The sequence below is a fragment of the Sphingomonas sp. AP4-R1 genome (genome assembly GCF_013113735.1).
Classification (GTDB): domain Bacteria; phylum Pseudomonadota; class Alphaproteobacteria; order Sphingomonadales; family Sphingomonadaceae; genus Sphingomonas_I.
In genome coordinates this window covers 183,957-198,301 of record NZ_CP053346.1, presented here as the reverse complement: position 1 = coordinate 198,301, position 14,345 = coordinate 183,957, and the positions used below count along the sequence as shown (strand labels likewise).

Genomic DNA, 14,345 nt, shown 5'->3' with positions numbered 1-14,345 from the left:
TTCCGGGCTGTTTGGTCCGTTGTGGAGTTTTCTCCCGCCGGGGGAACCGGGTCACGCGCCCACGCGCTCTGCACGAAATCAATGGGATGGAGCGAAGAGATGGCCGAGAATTATGCCGCTCGGAACAATCAGGGCCTTCACCGGATCGCCAAGGACGACCCGCTGGCGATCGCGATCCTGAAGGAGGAGCATCATCGCTTCCGCGACCTCTTCACCGAGGCGAACGAGGCGAGCGGTGCGCGGCTGAAGCATGTGGCGGACGAGATCTGCCTGCGGCTGGACGTGCATATGACGATCGAGGAGGAGATCCTTTATCCCGCCGGCAAGCAGGTGGGCGAGCGCAGCGAAGTCGATGAGGGCATCGTCGAACATGCGGCCGGCAAGGAACTGGCGGCGGAGATCCAGCAGCTCAAGGGCACCGAGGAACTCTACAAGAGCAAGGTCCATGTGCTGGGCGAACAGACCATCCACCATATCGACGAGGAGGATGAGGAATTGTTCGAGGAGATGAAGGCCGCGCACAAGGCGGGCAAAATCGATCTCGATGCGGTGGGCCTGACGCTGCGGGCGCGACAGGCGGTGCTGTATCGCACGGTGGAAGCCTCGGGCGATCTCGGCCCGACGCAGGAAGCCGATGCGGAGGAGATCGCGCGGGTTTGAGCCGGCAGGTGCTCGCCCCGACGCGTCATCCCGGCGCAGGCTGGGAGCGCCTGAGGCGGAGCCCCTTGCCGGACCAGGTCCCAGCCCCAGATCCCAGCCTGCGCTGGGATGACGCGCGCGGCGGGATGACGGTGCGGCCATGAGGCTTCCCCCCGCCACCGCCCGCGCCTAACAGGCGGCGCATGGCCAATCTGGACAAGACCCCCGCCGCCGTCGGCCCCATCGTCACCGCCGTCGGCCCCAGCGGCTTCCGCGTCTCCGACCGGATCGTGCCGGGCGGGCTGATCCTGACGCCCGACAATGCGGTCGACTGGCCGGTGGCCTCGCTGGAGGCGCTGACGGAAGCGGATTTCGCCTTCCTGCTCGCTCTGTTTCCGCTGCCCGAATTCGTGCTGCTCGGCACGGGCGCGACCCTGCGGCGCCCGGCGCCCGCGCTCACCGCTGCGCTGGAGGCGAAGGGCCTGTTCCTCGAACCGATGGACAGCCGCGCGGCCGCCCGCACCTGGGGCCTGCTGCGGGGCGAGGGCCGTGCGATCGCGGCGGCGCTCATGCCCGTGGGGGAATGAGGGGAGTTACCACGCTCCGACGCATGCCCCTTCCAGCAGCCCCATCGCTCCGCTAAGGCCCGCTGCCATGCGCGTTTCCGCTCTCCGAACCATCGCCCTCATCGGCATCGCCCTTTCCTCCCTGTCGCTCGCCGGCTGCGCCGGTCGCGGCGGCATGAAGAAAGGGCAGGACAGCAACCGCTACGTAGCGCGTGACGTCGACACGCTCTACAATGCGGCGCGCGATGCGCTGGACAAGAAGCAGTATCGCATGGCGGCGGCCCTGTTCGACGAGGTGGAGCGCCAGCATCCCTATTCGGTCTGGGCGCGCCGTTCGGAGCTGATGAGCTCCTTCGCTTATTATCTCGCGCACAGTTATCCCGAATCGATCCAGTCGGCGCAGCGCTTCCTCTCGATCCACCCCGGCAATCGCGACGCGCCTTACGCGCTCTATCTGATCGCGGTGGATTATTACGAGCAGATCTCGGACGTCACGCGCGACCAGAAGATCACCGGCCAGGCGCTGGATGCGATGGGCGAGCTGATCCGCCGCTATCCGGACAGCAAATATGCGGCCGATGCGCGTCTGAAGATCGATCTGATCAACGATCACCTGGCCGGCAAGGAAATGGAGATCGGCCGCTTCTATCAGCGGCGTGGCGAGTGGCTCGCCTCGGTGATCCGCTTCCGCACCGTGATCGACAAGTTCCAGAGCTCCAGCCACACGCCCGAGGCGCTGATGCGCCTGACGGAGAGCTATATCGCGCTGGGCGTGGTGGACGAGGCGAAGAAGTCGGCCGCCGTGCTGGGCGCCAATTATCCGGGCACGGATTATTACAAGCACGCCTACGATCTGATCCAGCGGCGCCAGCGCAAGGGTTAAGATCCCGTCCTTTCCGTTCGGGGGAGGATGTATCTTGTCCACCTTCCGTTCCGCCTGATCCTCCCGTAGAGAGGGCGCGATGCTGACCCGCCTCGCCATTCGCGATGTCGTGCTGATCGAGGCTTTGGACCTCGATTTCGGGCCGGGGCTCGCCACGCTGACGGGCGAGACGGGCGCGGGCAAATCGATCCTGCTGGATTCTCTCGGGCTGGCGCTCGGCGCGCGCGCGGAATCCGGCCTCGTCCGCAACGGCGCCGCGCAGGCGAGCGTGGCGGCGAGCTTCGATCTGCCGGCCGATCATCCCGCGCTCGCCATCCTGGATGAAGGCGGGCTGGAGCGCGAGCCGGGCGAGCCTCTGGTGATCCGGCGGCAGCTGCGCGCGGATGGCGGCAGCCGCGCGTTCGTCAACGATCAGCCAGCGTCTGCGGGATTGCTGCGCGCGCTGGGCGGCACGCTCGTCGAGATACACGGCCAGCATGACGATCGCGGGCTGCTCAATGCGCGCGGCCATCGCGCTTTGCTGGATGCGTTCGCCCGGTCGCAGACCGGCGCGGTCGCATCGGCCCATGCGCGCTGGAAGGCGAGCGAGGAGGCGCTGGCCCACGCGGAGGCCGAGCTGGAGAGCGCCGCGCGCGATCGCGAATGGCTGGAACATGCGGTGGCCGAACTCCGCAAGGCCGCGCCCGAACCCGGCGAGGAAGCGAGCCTCGCCGAGGCGCGGGCCGACATGCAGAAGGGCGCGCGGCTGGCCGAAGAGCTTTCGGGCGTGAGCGGGCATCTCGACGGATCGGACGGCGCGCTGGCGCAGCTGCGGCAGGCGACGCGCCGGCTCGACCGGATCGCGGCGGAGGATGAAAGGCTGGCCGAGGCGCTGGCGGCGCTGGACCGCGCGCTGGTGGAGGCGGGCGAGGCCGAGGATCGGCTGGCGGCGGCGGGCGAGGCGTTCGCTTTCGATCCGGCCCGGCTGGAGGCGATCGAGACGCGCCTGTTCGATCTGCGCGCGCTCGCCCGCAAGCATCGCGTGGAGCCGGATCACCTGGCGGCGCTGACGGAGGAATTGTCCGGTCGGCTGGACCGGATCGAGGCGGGCGGCGCGGGCATCGCGGCGCTGGCGCGCGAAGTCAGTTTGTCGCGCGAGGAGTATGAGGCGGCGGCCGATGCGCTGACGGCGGCGCGCACGGCGGCGGCGGCGCGGCTGGATGCGGCGGTGGCGGGCGAACTGGCGCCGCTCAAGCTGGATGCCGCGCGCTTCCGCACGGTGGTGGAGCCTCTCCCCGAGGCGCAGTGGGGCGCTGCCGGGCGCGACCGCGTGGAATTCGAGATCGCGACCAATCCGGGCGCGCCCTTCGCGCCGCTCATCAAGATCGCGAGCGGCGGCGAACTCTCGCGCTTCATCCTCGCGCTGAAGGTGGCGCTGGCCGAAGAAGGCGGGGCGGGCACGATGATCTTCGACGAGGTGGATCGCGGCGTCGGCGGGGCGGTGGCCAGCGCGATCGGGGAGCGGCTCGCGCGGCTGGCGCAGACGACGCAGCTGATGGTCGTCACGCACAGCCCGCAGGTGGCGGCACGCGCCGATCGCCACTGGCTGATCGAGAAACGCTCGGACGGGCTGGTCGCGCGGACCGGCGTGCATGTGCTGGGCGCGGCCGAACGGCGCGAGGAGATCGCCCGGATGCTCTCGGGCGCGGAAATCACGGACGAAGCGCGCGCCCAGGCGGATCGCCTGCTGGTGGCGTGAGGGCCGTCAGGCCGGCACGCACTCCCTCTCACCGTTCGTCCTGAGCCTGTCGAAGGACGGGCTTCAAGCGATGTCGCTTGGCAGCACGTGCTTCGACTTCAGCCTTTGGGCTGAAGTTTATCCTGAGCGCCTGCCTTGGCAGGCAGTCGAAGGGCTCAGCACGAACGGATAGGTGGGTTGTCGGGTATGTGAGGTTGCGGTTCGGATCAGCTCCGCAGCCGCCAGCCCGACTTGAAGATATAGGCGATCACGCCGAGGCAGATTGCCAGGAACGCCACGATCAGCGCCGCCGACAGCCGGATGTCCACGTCCGCCGTGTCGTAGAAGGCCCAGCGGAAGCTGTTCACCAGATAGACGATCGGATTGAACAGGGTGATCGTGCGCCACGGCTCCGGCAGCATGTCGATCGAGTAGAAGGTGCCGCCGAGGAAGGTGAGCGGCGTCACCACCATCAGGGGCACGATCTGCAGCTTCTCGAAGCCGTCCGCCCAGCAGCCGAGGATGAAGCCCATCAGGCAGAAGCTGATGGTGATCAGCAGTAGGAAGCTCACCGCCCAGAAGGGGTGGACGATATGATAGGGCACGAATACCCGCGCGGTCGCGAGGATGATCAGCGAGAGGATGATCGATTTGGTCGCGGCCGCGCCGACATAGCCGATCAGCGTCTCCGCCACGCCGACGGGGGCGGACAAAAGCTCGTAGATCGTGCCCGTGAAGCGCGGCAGATAGATGCCGAAGCTGGCGTTGGAGATGCTTTCGGACAGGATCGTCAGCAGCATCAGGCCGGGGATGATGAACGCGCCGTACGGCACGCCGTTCACCTCGTGCATCCGCCCGCCGATGGCCGAGCCGAACACGACGAAATAGAGCGATGTGGTCAGCACCGGCGTGAAGATGCTCTGGAAGAGCGTGCGCCAGGTGCGTGCCAGCTCGAACAGATAGATGGCGCGGATCGCGGGGAGGTTCATGCGCGCGCTCCTTCCACCAGATCGACGAAGATGTCTTCCAGGCTGGATCTCCGCGTATCCAGCGTGCGGAAGTCGATCCCCTCCGCCTCCAGCCGTTTGACCAGTTGGGCGAGGCCGCGCGCATCGGCTTCCTCGGCGCTGATCGTGTAGGTGAGCGTCTGGCCGTCTTCCGAAAGGGTCAGGGGCCAGTCGGCCAGTCCGGCGGGAATGGCGGGGAGCGGGTCGGTCAGGCCGATCGCGGCCTGCGTCTTGCCGAGAGCGGCGAGCAGCGCCTTCTTCTCCTCGACCAGGATGATCTCGCCCTTGCGGATGATGCCGATCCGGTCGGCCATCTCCTCGGCTTCCTCGATATAATGGGTCGTCAGGATGATGGTGACGCCCTGATCGCGCAGCTGCCCGATCATCGCCCACATTTCGCGGCGCAGCTCGACGTCGACGCCCGCCGAAGGCTCGTCGAGAAACAGGATGTCGGGCTCGTGGCTCAGCGCCTTGGCGATCAGCACGCGCCGCTTCATGCCGCCCGAAAGCTGCATGATCTTGGCGTCGCGCTTCTCCCACAGGGAGAGCGAGCGCAGGATCCGCTCGATCAGCGCCGGATTGCGGGGCTTGCCGAACAGGCCGCGCGAGAAGGCCACGGTATGTTCGACATGCTCGAACATGTCGGTGGACAACTCCTGCGGGACGAGGCCGATGCGCGCGCGGGCCTTGCGCCAGTGGGCGCGCGCATCCTCGCCGTCGATCCGGATCTCGCCCGCCGTCGGCTGGACGAGGCCGCAGACCGCGCCGATCAACGTGGTCTTGCCCGCGCCGTTGGGCCCGAGCAGCGCGAAGATCTCGCCGCGCCTGATGTCCAGATCGACGCCCTTCAGCGCCTGATGGCCGCCCTTATAGTTCTTGGCGAGGCCGCTGATCGAAAGAATGGTGTCCATGGGAATCCGGCGGGAGGAGGAAAGGAGAGGCGAGGGCGCTCAGGCGGTCGGCTGATCGTCGAAGCGCAGGCGCGCGGCCTCCACCTCGTCGAAATGATCCAGCGTCCAGCGATAGAGCGCCTTGAACGGCGGCTGCAGCGAGCGCCCGAGCGGCGTGATCTCATATTCGACGCCGACCGGGGAAGCCGGGATCACGCGGCGCGACAGCAGCCCGTTGCGCTCCAGCCGGCGCAGGCACTGGGTGAGCGCCTTCTGCGTGATGCCCTCCAGATGGCGGCGGATCGCGTTGAAGCGCAGCGGGCCGCCGTCCAGCACCGTCAGCACCATCATCGACCATTTGTCCGCAATCTGATCGAACAGCAGGCGGCTGGGGCATTCGACCGAGAAGCGTTGGCGGTCACAGGGCGGAACGGAGCAGCCGGGCATGGTTTCCTGGAGGATACTTGGGCACCGGAAGGTGCCTTATTGACGCTAGGTTTCCAATATATACCTGAGCGGCATCGTTCGCAAACGGAGCCTTCCGCGCATGTCCTCTGCCGCCGCCGACATTCTGTTCCGCCCGTTCACGCTGCGCGGGTTGACCTTGCCCAACCGGATCGTGATGGCGCCGATGACGCGCGGCTTCGCGGCCGGCGGCGTGCCCGGCGCGGCGCAGGCGGATTATTATCGGAAGCGGGCCGAGGGCGGCGTGGGCCTGATCCTGTCCGAGGGCACGGTGATCGATCGGCCCGCCTCGCGCAATCATCCGGGCATCCCGTTCTTCCACGGCGAGGAAGCGCTGACGGGCTGGAAGAGCGTGATCGAGGCGGTGCACGCGGCCGGCGGCAAGATGGGGCCGCAAATCTGGCATACGGGCGCCGTGAAGAGCTTCCAGACCGACTGGACGCCCGATGCGCCCGTCGAGAGCCCGTCCGGCCTCGATGCGCCGGGTGTGGAGCGTGGCGTGGCGATGAGCGATTCCGACATCGCCGATGCGGTCGCGGCCTATGCCAAGGCGGCGGGCGACGCGAAGCGGCTGGGTTTCGACGTGGCCGAGCTGCACGGCGCGCACGGCTATCTGATCGATCAGTTCTTCTGGGCCGGATCGAACCTGCGCGACGATCGCCACGGCGGCTCCACGATCGCCGAGCGCGCGCGCTTCGCGGCGGACGTGGTGGCGGCGGTGCGCGCGGAGGTCGGACCCGATTTCCCGATCATCATCCGCCTGAGCCAGTGGAAGCAGCAGGATTATGCGGCGCGTCTGGCCGAGACGCCCGCCGAGATGGCGGCGTGGCTGGAGCCGCTGGCCGATGCCGGGGTGGATATCTTCCATTGCTCGCAGCGCCGCTTCTGGGAGCCCGAATTCCCCACGGTGGATGGCGAGAAGGGCCTGAACTTCGCGGGCTGGGCCAAGAAGCTGACCGGCAAGGCGACGATCAGCGTCGGCTCGGTCGGCCTGTCGGGCGAGTTCATGGCGGCGTTCGGCGGCGAAAGCTCGACCAGCGTGGGCATCGATCAGCTGATCGAGCGGATGGAGCGCGACGAATTCGATCTGATCGCGATCGGTCGCGCGCTGATCAGCAATCCGGATTGGGCGGCGAAGGTGCGGGATGGCGATGCGGCGGGGCTGCGCGGCTTCGAAGTGTCGGCGCTGGGCGAGTTGGTCTGAGACTGGTCGTCTAACGCCCCCTCATCCCCCATTCGTCCTGAGCGAAGTCGAAGGGCGGGCTTCAGGCGATGTCGCTTGAGGCACGTGCTTCGACAAGCTCAGCACGAACGGAGGATAGGGCGGGGTTTTAATTAGGCGTAGGGCCACCGCTCACGCCGCGAACAATTCCATCTGCTCCACTTTCGGTTTCACCAGCGCCGCCAGATCGGCCGCCCCGTCGATCCGCGCGGGCGTCCAGTCGGCGGCGATCAGGAAGGGGCGGATCTTCGCGATCGAGACGGTCAGCCGCGCCACATCCTCCAGCCGCAGTCGGCGCTGCCGGCGCGCCGAGAGGATCGCGTCGACCGCCTTCGTGCCCAGCCCCGGCACGCGCAGCAGCGCTTCCTTGGGCGCGCGGTTGACATCGACCGGGAAGGCCGCGCGGAATTTCAGCGCCCAGGCGAGCTTCGGATCCATGTCCAGCGGCAGCATCCCCGTCGCATCGGTCGCCGCCGCCACCTCGGCGGGCTGGAAGCCGTAGAAGCGCATCATCCAGTCCGACTGGTACAGGCGATGCTCGCGCATCAGCGGCGGGCGCTTGAGCGGCAGGATCGCGCTCGCGTCCGGGATCGGGCTGAACGCCGAATAATAGACCCGCCGCAGGCCGAAGCGATCGTAAAGCCCGCTGGCGCTGGCGATGATGTCGCCATCGTTGGCGCTGTCCGCGCCGACGATCATCTGGGTCGACTGGCCGGCGGGCGCGAATCTGGGCGCGGAGCGGAAGCGTTTGCGCGCATCATGCCCCTCCTCGATCGCACCCTTCAGATCGCCCATCGCCCCTTCGATCCGTGCCGCCGATTTCTCGGGCGCCAACCGCGCGAGGCCGGGCAAGGTGGGCAGCTCCACGTTGATCGACAGGCGATCGGCATAGAGGCCCGCCGCATGGACCAGCTCCGGATCGGCATCGGGGATGGTCTTCAGGTGGATATAGCCGCGAAAGCCATGGTCCTCGCGCAGGCAGCGCGCCACCTCCACGATCCGCTCCATCGTATAATCGGAGGAGCGGATGATGCCGGACGAGAGAAACAGCCCCTCGATATAATTGCGCCGATAGAAAGCGAGCGTGAGCTGCACCACCTCCTCCACCGTGAAGCGCGCGCGGCGGACGTTCGAACTCTTCCGGTTGATGCAATAATGGCAGTCGAAGATGCAGCTGTTGGTCAGCAGGATCTTCAGCAGCGAGATGCAGCGCCCGTCCGGCGCATAGGCATGGCAGATGCCCATCCCCTCGGTGGAGCCCAGCCCCTTGCCGTCGAGCGACGTACGCTTGGTCGTGCCGGAGGAGGCGCAGGACGCATCATATTTCGCGGCATCGGCCAGGATCGCGAGCTTCTGCCGTGTGTCGAGTTGCGCCATGCGTTCGTTATATGTTCCTGATTTGCCGGGGTCGAGGGGGCTCTTGCCTCCCGTTCGCACTGAGCTTGTCGAAGTGCTGCTTTTCTTTCTGAAGAGGTCCGCAGAAGGACGGTGCTTCGACAGGCTCAGCACGAACGGTTTCGGAGCGACGCTCAGCGCGCTGCTTCAACCGCGTCCCGCCACGCCCCAATGCGCGCGGACGAAGCGGATCATCTCGTCCGCCAGTTCCCGATCCTCGGGCGCATCGCCGAAGCCGCCATGCGGCATCGCTTCGAACAGATGCAGGTCGGCAGGGACGTTCGCCCGGCGCAGCGCGCGATGCAGGCGGACGGCGCTCGACAGGAACAGGTCGCGCGTGCCGCTCTGGATAAAGGTCGGCGGAAAGCCTTCCGCGAAGCTGCCGAACAAGGGCGAGAGATAGGGATGGGTCAGGTCCGCGCCGCCCGCATAGAGCAGGTTCGCCGTCATCAGCGATCCGGGCAGCACCACGTCCACCATCCGGTTGGTTTCGAAGCTGTCGCCCGATTCGGTCAGGTCCACCTCGGGCGACAGCAGCACCAGCGCGGCGGGCAGGGGCAGCCCCTCGTCTCGGGCGCGCAGCGTCAGGGCGGCGGCGAGATTTCCCCCGGCCGATCGCCCGCCGACGATCACATTCTCCGGCCGATGATGCGCCAGCACATGGCGATAGGCGGCCAGGCAATCGTCCAGCGCCGCCGGATAGGGATGCTCGGGCGGCATCCGATAATCGACGCCGTAACAGACCACCCCATGGCGATCGGCCGCCAGCCGCGCGGCATCCCGACAGGCTTCGCCGCCGCCGAAGACGAGGGCGCCGCCATGCAGATCGATGAAGGCGCACTCCTCCGACCAGAGCGTCTCGGGCGTGGCGCGATAGACGGGCGCCTCGCCGATGCGGATCGTCTCGGCCGTGGCGCGCAACGTGGCGGCGGTGGCCACGCCGGCGCTCGCATAATGCAACGCCACCCGTTCCTGCAGCGCCACCCAGGCGACGCGATCGTCGGGCGCGGGCATGGGATAGAGCGCGTTGAACGGCAGCCCCTCATGCGTCACCTGCCGCGCCAGCGCCGCGCGCGCCTCCGCGCTGATCGAATCCGGATGGGGCACCCAGCGCGGATCGATGCGGATGCCGGTGCTGCCGTCCATGGCGGGAGTGCGGGTCATCGAGGTTTTACAGGGCGACGGGGCCGCGCCGACGGCGCTTAGTGGCGATGTTCGCGGCGCAGCGCGTACCGGCCGTCGGTGAACGGCTCGAACAGGCCGTTGATCGCCGGATGGTCGATCGGCTCGTCGCTGCCGTCCGGCTCCAGATTCTGCTGGCTGACATAAGCGACATAGCTCGATTCGGCATTTTCGGCGAGCAGATGGTAGAAGGGCTGGTCCTTCACCGGGCGCACCTCTTCCGGGATCGAGGCATACCATTCCTCGCTGTTGGCGAAGACGGGATCAACATCGAAGATCACGCCGCGAAAGCCGAACAGCCGGTGGCGCACCACGTCGCCCAGCGCGAAGCGGGCATGGGAAATGGCGGGCATGATCGGCAGGGGGGCCGTCGTTCCGGTAAGCGTGCGATGGGACAGCGTCATGTCCACCTATTTAGGATTTCGGCGAACCCGCGCAAGCGCCCTTGGCAAGCCGGCAACGCTTCGCTAGGAGCGCCGCTTCCGACGACCTGGTCGCTCTTCAGCGGCTATGACCTCGCTTAGCGGAGAGGTGGCAGAGTGGTCGAATGCGCCGCACTCGAAATGCGGTTTACGGGGAACCGTAACGTGGGTTCGAATCCCACCCTCTCCGCCACATTCTCCATCCTCTGAGTTATCGACCAGTGGGGCGTTCGGCCGGCAGGCTGTCGTGCGTGGCGTCGACGACCGGCATCCGCCCGGCGGTTCGTCCCTGATGATGCACGGGCGAACACGGGTCCGGAACTAACGCATGGTTAATGCGATATGGCCGGAACGGTGGGAGTTGCGATCATGGCGGAGCAGACAGCCCGACGACAGGAGATTGAACGCCTGCGCCGCCGCGCGGAGCGGCATCGCCAGGTGGCCCAGGGGCTCGGCTCGGAGGATGACGCACGCGCCGCGCAGGACGAGGCCATGGCCGTGGAGCTCATGGTGGCGCGCCTCGAACGCGAACTGAGAGAGATGGTCGTGGGCGCCGCGGCGCTGCGGGCATCGCCCGTCCGGTCTTCCCGTTAGTCGCGTTCCAGCCTGTCGCGCTTGTCGATGGCATCCAGCAGGCTGGCCATGTCGGCGTTGAAGGAGCGCGAAGGGGGTGGTTCGGCGGAATAAGCGGTCCTCAGGGCAGAGGTCAGCGCCCGCAGATGCTGCGCTGTGCGCTCCCGTTCGCGCGACGCTTCCTTCTCGACCATCATATCGACACCCAATGACGCGGAGGACATAAACGACCCGAGGCGCGATTTCGCCCCATCCGCTCCGGAGAAGGCGGAATCATCGATGTCACGACGGCTTGCCCGTCCACAGATCCCGCACCGCGCGATAGAGCGCGCGGAAGCGGACCTGCTGGTCCGCCATCCGCTCCGTCAACGTGGCGTCGGGCTCGATCCGGGAGATTTCCGCCGGCGTGGCGGCCACCGCGCTCACGTCGCCGTCGCCCGCCGCCAGCTGGCCTAGGCGCGCGGCGCCCAATGCGGGGCCGACCGTGGCGGATTCCCGTTCGACCAGCGTTCGGTTCAGGGTCGCGGCGATGATCCGGTTCCAGAGCGGCGAGCGCGATCCGCCGCCCGCGAGCGAGAGACTCCGGATGCGCTCGCTGCCGGCCTCCAGCGCGTCCAGCCCGTCGCGCAGCCCCATCGCCACGCCTTCCAGGACGGCGCGCGCCAGTTCGGGCCGGCCGGTGGCGCCCGTCATGCCGAACCACACGCCCTGCGCGTCCGGGTCGGCGTGGGGCGAGCGCTCGCCCGAGAGATAGGGGAGGAACAGCAATTTCGATTGCGGCTCCGCGTCCTCCGCCGCCGCCAGCAGGGCGGGCACGTCGGCAAAGGCCAGCACGCCCGCGGCCCAGTCGAGACAGGCGGCCGCCGACAGCATCACGGACATGCGATGCCACGTGTCGGGGATGGCATGCGCGAAGCTGTGGACGCCGCGCGCGACATCGGGGCGGAAGCCGTCCGACACGCTGAAGATCACGCCCGACGTGCCGAGCGACAGGAAGGCGTCGCCGGGCCGGATGACGCCCAGCCCGATCGCGCCCGCCGCATTGTCGCCGCCGCCGCCCGCGACCGGCACGCGCGACATGCCCCAGCGCGCGGCCGTAGTGGCGGAGAGCCGGCCGCCCGGCGCGCTGCCCTCCACCAGCCCCGGCATCGCGGCGCGGGACAGGCGGCAGGCCGCGAGCATCTCGTCCGACCAGTCGCGCGCGGCGACGTCCAGCCACAGGGTGCCGCTGGCATCCGACATGTCGGAGAGCTTGTCGCCGGTCATCGTCAGGCGCAGCCAGTCCTTGGGCAGCAGGACGGTGCGGGTCGCGGCGAAGATGTCCGGCTCCTGCTCGGCCAGCCACAGCAATTTGGGCGCGGTGAAGCCGGCGAGGATCGCATTGCCGGTGATGGCATGCGCGCGCGGTTCTCGCTCCAGCAGCTCGGCGCATTGCGGGCCGGAGCGGCCATCGTTCCAGAGGATGGCCGGGCGCAGCACGCGGTCGGCCGCGTCGAGCGTCACCGCGCCGTGCATCTGGCCGGAGAGGCCGATGCCCTTCACCGCCGCGCGCAGCGTGGGATCCAGCGCGCAGACGGCCTGGTCGGTCGCCTCGGCCCACTGCGCCGGATCCTGCTCCGACCACAGCGGATGGGGGCGGGATACGGTCAGCGGGGCATGACCTTGCCCGACGACGCGGCCGTCCGCGTCGATGATCACCGTTTTCACGCCCGACGTGCCGATATCGATGCCAAGATACATGGATTGTCCTACGCTGCCTGACCGCCCGAACGCGCGACGGACCTTGTGGGTCGCTCGCCGCGTTGGGGAAGGGCAGAAAACAGCGAGCGGATAAAGGCGGAGCTATGGCGGTTGTGGCGGATCAGGGTTCCTTGCCTCCGATCAAGGGAGAAGAGCCTTCGCTGCTCAACCCCGGTCTGCTCGCCTGTATCGCCACCGCCGCGCTCGCGGGCCTGCTGTTCGGTTTCGATACGGCGGTCATCTCCGGCACGACCGAATCGCTGCGCACCACCTACGCGCTCGACGATTTCTGGCTGGGCGTCACGGTCTCCTCGGCCTTGTGGGGCACGTTGATCGGCGCGCTGACGGCGGGCATTCCCGGCGATCGTTTCGGCAGCCGCGATACGCTGCGCGTGCTGGTGCTGTTCTACGTGGTGGGCGGCCTGGGCTGCGCGCTCGCGTGGGACTGGACCTCGCTCGTCGCCTTCCGCGTGATCGCCGGGCTGGCGGTCGGCGGATCGTCGGTGCTGGCGCCGGTCTATATCGCCGAGGTGGCACCGCCCTCCCGGCGCGGCGGGCTGGTCGCCTCGTTCCAGTTCATGGTGATCTTCGGCATTCTTGCGGCCTATGTCTCCAACGCGGTGATCGCCTCGCTGGCGTTGGGGGCGGACGACTGGCGCTGGAAATTCGGCGTGTCGGCCGCGCCGGCCCTGATCTTCCTGCTCCTGCTGCTGCGCATTCCGAACAGCCCCCGGTGGCTGGTCGGCAAGGGCCGGCGCGAGGAGGCGATCGCCGCCTTCGGCCGCGTCGGCATGGATGGCGCCCGCGCGAAACAGGAGGCCGATGCGGTCGAGGTTTCGGCCGGTACGCAGCCGAGCGAGGGGCGATTGTCGTGGCGCCGCCACCGCAAGCCGATCCTGCTCGCCTTCATGGTCGCCGGGTTCAATCAGCTCTCGGGCATCAACGCCCTGCTTTATTATCTGAACGAGATCTTCGCGAAGGCGGGTGGCAGCCTGTCGCCGGATGTGCAGGCGATCATCATCGGCGTCGTCAACGCCATCTTCACCGCCGTCGGCATGCTGCTGATCGATCGGCTGGGGCGCCGCACTTTGCTGCTGATCGGATCGGCGGGCATGGCGGTGTGCCTCGTCGTGGCGGGTCTGGCGATGACGGCGGTGGCGCCAGGCTGGCTCGTGCTGCCCGCGCTGATCGGCTTCATCGCTTTCTTCGCGCCCAGCACGGGTGCCGTGATCTGGGTCTATATCTCGGAGGTGTTCCCTACCTCGGTGCGGGGGCGCGGCAGCGCGATCGGCGCCTCCACCCATTGGGGGTTCGATGCGGTGATCGCGGCCGCCTTCCCCAGCATCGCGGCCGTCTCGGTCGGCCTGCCTTTCTTCTTCTTCGCCGCGATGATGGTCGCGCAGTTCGTGATCGTGCTGGCCTATTTCCCGGAGACGAAGGGCGTTCCGCTGGAGGAGATGGAGCGCAAGCTGGGCGTCGTGATGGATTGAGAGCCTGTTCGCGAAATGCACGGAAGAGCGCATTTCGAGGCGGCACCGGCCCGCTCCCCCACCCGGCTTCCCTTATGATCTGCTGTGGGGAGGCCGGGTGAGGGAGCGAGCCGGTGCCGCAACGCGCCGAATGGCGGGTTGCCCCGGCTGGACA

Annotated in this window: 15 protein-coding genes and 1 tRNA gene; 8 read left to right on the top strand and 8 right to left on the bottom strand. The window is 67.9% G+C overall.

Features of this window, described 5'->3' with window-relative positions; translation table 11 throughout:
* The first annotated feature begins 99 nt into the window (after positions 1–99).
* The 4 genes from HL653_RS00880 to recN all read left to right on the top strand — a co-directional run bounded on the left by HL653_RS00880 (position 100) and on the right by recN (position 3,826).
* Positions 100–660 (top strand): hemerythrin domain-containing protein, encoded by a 561-nt coding sequence (locus tag HL653_RS00880; RefSeq protein ID WP_171742832.1) that lies wholly within the window; start codon positions 100–102, stop codon positions 658–660.
* Positions 661–842: 182 nt separating this feature from the next.
* Positions 843–1,226: an Mth938-like domain-containing protein gene (locus HL653_RS00875; protein WP_171742831.1), complete on the top strand. Its 384-nt coding sequence runs from the start codon at positions 843–845 to the stop codon at positions 1,224–1,226.
* 67 nt (positions 1,227–1,293) lie between these two features.
* Positions 1,294–2,088, top strand: a complete 795-nt coding sequence (locus tag HL653_RS00870) for an outer membrane protein assembly factor BamD (RefSeq protein WP_171742830.1) — start codon at positions 1,294–1,296, stop codon at positions 2,086–2,088.
* Between the two features lie 79 nt (positions 2,089–2,167).
* Positions 2,168–3,826 carry a DNA repair protein RecN gene (gene recN / locus HL653_RS00865; protein WP_171742829.1) on the top strand — a complete coding sequence of 553 codons (1,659 nt, stop codon included), beginning with the start codon at positions 2,168–2,170 and terminating at the stop codon, positions 3,824–3,826.
* Between the two features lie 206 nt (positions 3,827–4,032).
* On the opposite strand, the gene HL653_RS00860 is transcribed toward recN, so the two are convergent.
* Genes HL653_RS00860 through HL653_RS00850 form a run of 3 tightly spaced genes read right to left on the bottom strand, consistent with a single transcriptional unit; the run spans position 4,033 to position 6,149 of the window.
* Positions 4,033–4,794 carry an ABC transporter permease gene (locus HL653_RS00860; RefSeq protein ID WP_171742828.1) on the bottom strand — a complete coding sequence of 254 codons (762 nt, stop codon included), beginning with the start codon at positions 4,792–4,794 and terminating at the stop codon, positions 4,033–4,035.
* The gene (locus HL653_RS00855) at positions 4,791–5,723 is read right to left on the bottom strand and encodes an ABC transporter ATP-binding protein (RefSeq protein WP_171742827.1); all 933 of its coding nucleotides are present in this window, start codon (positions 5,721–5,723) and stop codon (positions 4,791–4,793) included. The genes HL653_RS00860 and HL653_RS00855 overlap by 4 nt, the downstream gene beginning before the upstream one ends.
* Positions 5,724–5,762: 39 nt before the next feature.
* Entirely contained in the window at positions 5,763–6,149 is a 387-nt protein-coding gene (locus HL653_RS00850) for a helix-turn-helix domain-containing protein (protein ID WP_171742826.1), read from the bottom strand.
* Between the two features lie 100 nt (positions 6,150–6,249).
* Between HL653_RS00850 and HL653_RS00845 the strand changes: the two genes are divergently transcribed.
* Entirely contained in the window at positions 6,250–7,371 is a 1,122-nt protein-coding gene (locus tag HL653_RS00845) for an NADH:flavin oxidoreductase (RefSeq protein ID WP_171742825.1), read from the top strand.
* Positions 7,372–7,521: 150 nt separating this feature from the next.
* Here the strand turns inward: HL653_RS00845 and HL653_RS00840 are convergent, their stop codons facing one another.
* The 3 genes from HL653_RS00840 to hspQ form a co-directional block, all read right to left on the bottom strand.
* Positions 7,522–8,766: a putative DNA modification/repair radical SAM protein gene (locus HL653_RS00840; RefSeq protein ID WP_171742824.1), complete on the bottom strand. Its 1,245-nt coding sequence runs from the start codon at positions 8,764–8,766 to the stop codon at positions 7,522–7,524.
* A gap of 165 nt (positions 8,767–8,931) precedes the next feature.
* Positions 8,932–9,948, bottom strand: coding sequence for an alpha/beta hydrolase (locus HL653_RS00835; protein WP_171742823.1), 1,017 nt, complete (start codon positions 9,946–9,948; stop codon positions 8,932–8,934).
* Between the two features lie 38 nt (positions 9,949–9,986).
* Positions 9,987–10,370 carry a heat shock protein HspQ gene (hspQ, locus tag HL653_RS00830; RefSeq protein ID WP_253717419.1) on the bottom strand — a complete coding sequence of 128 codons (384 nt, stop codon included), beginning with the start codon at positions 10,368–10,370 and terminating at the stop codon, positions 9,987–9,989.
* 121 nt (positions 10,371–10,491) lie between these two features.
* Between hspQ and HL653_RS00825 the strand changes: the two genes are divergently transcribed.
* Together HL653_RS00825 and HL653_RS00820 are read left to right on the top strand one after the other, a co-directional pair.
* A tRNA-Ser gene (locus HL653_RS00825) sits at positions 10,492–10,581 on the top strand.
* A gap of 176 nt (positions 10,582–10,757) precedes the next feature.
* Positions 10,758–10,982 (top strand): hypothetical protein, encoded by a 225-nt coding sequence (locus HL653_RS00820; RefSeq protein WP_171742822.1) that lies wholly within the window; start codon positions 10,758–10,760, stop codon positions 10,980–10,982.
* Here the strand turns inward: HL653_RS00820 and HL653_RS00815 are convergent.
* Both HL653_RS00815 and xylB read right to left on the bottom strand, forming a co-directional pair.
* Positions 10,979–11,158 carry a hypothetical protein gene (locus HL653_RS00815; RefSeq protein WP_171742821.1) on the bottom strand — a complete coding sequence of 60 codons (180 nt, stop codon included), beginning with the start codon at positions 11,156–11,158 and terminating at the stop codon, positions 10,979–10,981. The two genes, HL653_RS00820 and HL653_RS00815, sit on opposite strands and share 4 nt — an antisense overlap.
* Positions 11,159–11,243: 85 nt before the next feature.
* Positions 11,244–12,701, bottom strand: coding sequence for a xylulokinase (gene xylB, locus HL653_RS00810; protein WP_171742820.1), 1,458 nt, complete (start codon positions 12,699–12,701; stop codon positions 11,244–11,246).
* A gap of 104 nt (positions 12,702–12,805) precedes the next feature.
* Between xylB and HL653_RS00805 the strand changes: the two genes are divergently transcribed.
* A complete protein-coding gene (locus tag HL653_RS00805) occupies positions 12,806–14,191 on the top strand; it encodes a sugar porter family MFS transporter (protein ID WP_171742819.1) in 1,386 nt (461 codons plus the stop codon).
* Positions 14,192–14,345 lie beyond the last annotated feature (154 nt).

Bases quoted from the DNA above. Each gene is read 5' to 3' on its own strand.
- hspQ (WP_253717419.1), bottom strand. From the start codon at position 10,370: ATGACGCTGTCCCATCGCACGCTTACCGGAACGACGGCCCCCCTGCCG.
- HL653_RS00855 (WP_171742827.1), bottom strand. From the start codon at position 5,723: ATGGACACCATTCTTTCGATCAGCGGCCTCGCCAAGAACTATAAGGGC.
- HL653_RS00850 (WP_171742826.1), bottom strand. From the start codon at position 6,149: ATGCCCGGCTGCTCCGTTCCGCCCTGTGACCGCCAACGCTTCTCGGTC.
- HL653_RS00820 (WP_171742822.1), top strand. From the start codon at position 10,758: ATGGCGGAGCAGACAGCCCGACGACAGGAGATTGAACGCCTGCGCCGC.
- xylB (WP_171742820.1), bottom strand. From the start codon at position 12,701: ATGTATCTTGGCATCGATATCGGCACGTCGGGCGTGAAAACGGTGATC.
- HL653_RS00870 (WP_171742830.1), top strand. From the start codon at position 1,294: ATGCGCGTTTCCGCTCTCCGAACCATCGCCCTCATCGGCATCGCCCTT.
- HL653_RS00845 (WP_171742825.1), top strand. From the start codon at position 6,250: ATGTCCTCTGCCGCCGCCGACATTCTGTTCCGCCCGTTCACGCTGCGC.
- recN (WP_171742829.1), top strand. From the start codon at position 2,168: ATGCTGACCCGCCTCGCCATTCGCGATGTCGTGCTGATCGAGGCTTTG.
- HL653_RS00875 (WP_171742831.1), top strand. From the start codon at position 843: ATGGCCAATCTGGACAAGACCCCCGCCGCCGTCGGCCCCATCGTCACC.
- HL653_RS00805 (WP_171742819.1), top strand. From the start codon at position 12,806: ATGGCGGTTGTGGCGGATCAGGGTTCCTTGCCTCCGATCAAGGGAGAA.
- HL653_RS00840 (WP_171742824.1), bottom strand. From the start codon at position 8,766: ATGGCGCAACTCGACACACGGCAGAAGCTCGCGATCCTGGCCGATGCC.
- HL653_RS00835 (WP_171742823.1), bottom strand. From the start codon at position 9,948: ATGACCCGCACTCCCGCCATGGACGGCAGCACCGGCATCCGCATCGAT.
- HL653_RS00815 (WP_171742821.1), bottom strand. From the start codon at position 11,158: ATGATGGTCGAGAAGGAAGCGTCGCGCGAACGGGAGCGCACAGCGCAG.
- HL653_RS00860 (WP_171742828.1), bottom strand. From the start codon at position 4,794: ATGAACCTCCCCGCGATCCGCGCCATCTATCTGTTCGAGCTGGCACGC.
- HL653_RS00880 (WP_171742832.1), top strand. From the start codon at position 100: ATGGCCGAGAATTATGCCGCTCGGAACAATCAGGGCCTTCACCGGATC.